The 2,448-nt window shown below is 31.5% G+C and carries 3 protein-coding genes; all 3 read left to right on the top strand.

Annotated features, from left to right (window positions below):
- A partial coding sequence (locus tag DCO46_RS22485) for a thiamine pyrophosphate-binding protein (protein WP_243416389.1) occupies window positions 1-510 on the top strand: 510 nt, incomplete at its 5' end.
- A gap of 91 nt (window positions 511-601) precedes the next feature.
- Window positions 602-943, top strand: coding sequence for a DUF2853 family protein (locus DCO46_RS22480; RefSeq protein ID WP_116754692.1), 342 nt, complete (start codon window positions 602-604; stop codon window positions 941-943).
- Between the two features lie 140 nt (window positions 944-1,083).
- Complete coding sequence (locus DCO46_RS22475; RefSeq protein ID WP_116754691.1) at window positions 1,084-1,941, top strand: S1 RNA-binding domain-containing protein; 858 nt, start codon at window positions 1,084-1,086, stop codon at window positions 1,939-1,941.
- The last annotated feature ends 507 nt before the right edge of the window (window positions 1,942-2,448 follow it).

Here is a 2,448-nt window from a genome sequence, read left to right as displayed (position 1 = left end):
AGCAACAGTTCTGCTATTCGATATGCGCAATTAATTGATATTGATAATTCTATAGAAGTTTTTTGCAACAGGGGAACAAGCGGAATTGACGGAAGTACTTCTACGGCCATCGGAGCAGCTGTCGGAAGCGGAAAACAAAACATTTTTATTACCGGCGATATCAGCTTTTTGTATGATAGTAATGCCTTGTGGAATTCTTATATTCCTAAAAATTTCAAAATTATTCTGATCAATAATGGAGGAGGGGGAATTTTTAGAATTTTGCCCGGTCATGAAGAGAAACCGGTTTTTAATACCTATTTTGAAACTTCGCACCATTTGACAGCTGAACATCTGGCAAAAATGTATAATATTAATTATTTTACAGCATCTGATCTGGATTCGCTGGATCAAAATATTACATCATTACTTAATGAGAACGATAAGCCTGTGATTTTGGAAGTGTTTACACCAACTTTAGAAAATGACGTGATACTTAAAAAATACTTTAAAGAATTAAACTTATTGTAAGTTAAATAGTGTTAAAATTAATCTTTTTTTCAACTTATATTTTAACTTTGGTTATTCAAAATAGAATACTAACCGATAAATTAAAATTTTTATGAGTACAAGAGAAGAGTTAATTAAAAAGTATGCTGAAGATTTAGAACAAAAATGCGGAGTAAAACCGGACATGGATTTATTAACTAAAGTTACAATCGGATGCGGGCCCTCTATTTATAACCAGGATGCCTCTACAGTTGCAGGATCTCAGGAGTCAGAGCTTGAAACGGTCAAAAATAATTTCCTGATAAAGAAGTTAGGATTAAAGGATAGCCCTGCTTTGGATGAAGGTATCGATGCTGTAATGGAAAAATACGGAAAATCGAACAAAAATAAATACAGAGCTGTGGTGTATTATCTTCTGACACTTCACTTTAAAAAACAAAGTGTTTATAAATAAGAATTTTTAAATCATATAAAAACGCCCTGATTTTGGGGCGTTTTTTTTTGTAAAACATTTTTTATGTATACCATTTTCAAACTTCGTACATTTGTAGCCTAGAAACTTAGTTGTTGATCAGCTTAGAACTTTAATGAAAAATGCTTAAAATAGGAAAATACAATACACTTACTATATTACGTGACACCAAAGTTGGTCTCTTTTTAGGAAATCCTGAAAAAGACCCGGAAGGAATTCACGATGTTTTATTACCAAACAAATATGTTCCGAATGAATTTGAAATAGGCGAAGAGCTTATTGTTTTTGTTTACTTAGATCACGAACAACGCCCGGTTGCCACTACGCTTGAACCTTATATTTTACTAAACGAATTTGCTTTGCTGAGAGTTAATTATATAAATCAGGTAGGGGCTTTTATGGATTGGGGAATGGAAAAAGACATTCTTGTTCCGTTCAAAGAGCAGGCCCGTCCGATGGAAAAAGGAAAACGTTACCTCGTTTATCTTTATGAGGATGAAAAAACAAACAGGCTTGTTGCTTCAAGTAAAACAAATCAGTTTTTGAGTAACGAAAAACTGACTGTCGAAAAAGGCGAAGAAGTAGATTTGATTGTTTCTCATATCACAGAAATAGGAATCAACGTTATCATCAATGAACAGCATAAAGGACTCTTATATAAAGATGAAGTTTACGATGACAGCATAAGAACAGGAGACAGAATGCGCGGATATATTAAAAATATTCGCCCTGATAACAAAATTGATGTTTCCCTGCAAATACAAGGATATCAAAGTATTGAGCCAAATGCAGAAAAAATCCTGGATGAATTGAGAGCAAATCGTGGTTTTTTACGTTTAAATGACAATTCTCACCCTGAAGATATCAAAACAGTTCTTAAAATGAGTAAAAAGACTTTTAAGAAGGCAATTGGAGCTTTGTATAAAGAGAAACTTATTGAAATCAAAGAAGACGGAATCTATCTTGCAAAAGAAGATTAATATTTCTTAAAATTCCAATATTTATAAATTCCAAATTCCAATGAATTCATAATTTGGAATTTGGAATTTTTTATTTTGAAATTTATTTAAATAATTATAACAGGAAAGGCTGCTCATTACAAGCAGCCTTTCCCTTTTTATTCAGTTTTAAAAAAAATTGTAATTAAAAAAAAACAGAAATAAAATAATTCGAATTCTGACAAGAAATAACAGCTTTAAACATTTTAGAAGTTACTTCCTGATCGTTTGTATGTCTTTAAACAATTATTGTATCCATCTTTGCCATCAAAAATTAAATTTCACGGCTAATCCATTGGTTTCATAATATAACTTTTAGAAAGTCGTCAATCAGCATTTCCTCTTTTCGTACTCAACTTTATGCTAATTATAAACATTTCTAGCATTTAACCTTAGGTGTTACTATCTCCTTCTTGAAGTTTTAACAAATACATAAATCATTTGCTATTTATTTAGGGGCTTACTAATAAAACCGTAAAAAAATGAGCG

Origin of the sequence: Flavobacterium sp. HTF (assembly GCF_003105115.1) — a bacterium.
In the GTDB taxonomy this organism is placed as follows: domain Bacteria; phylum Bacteroidota; class Bacteroidia; order Flavobacteriales; family Flavobacteriaceae; genus Flavobacterium.
The sequence above is the reverse complement of the archived record's forward strand: the minus strand, read 5'-3'. Positions and strand labels throughout refer to the sequence as shown.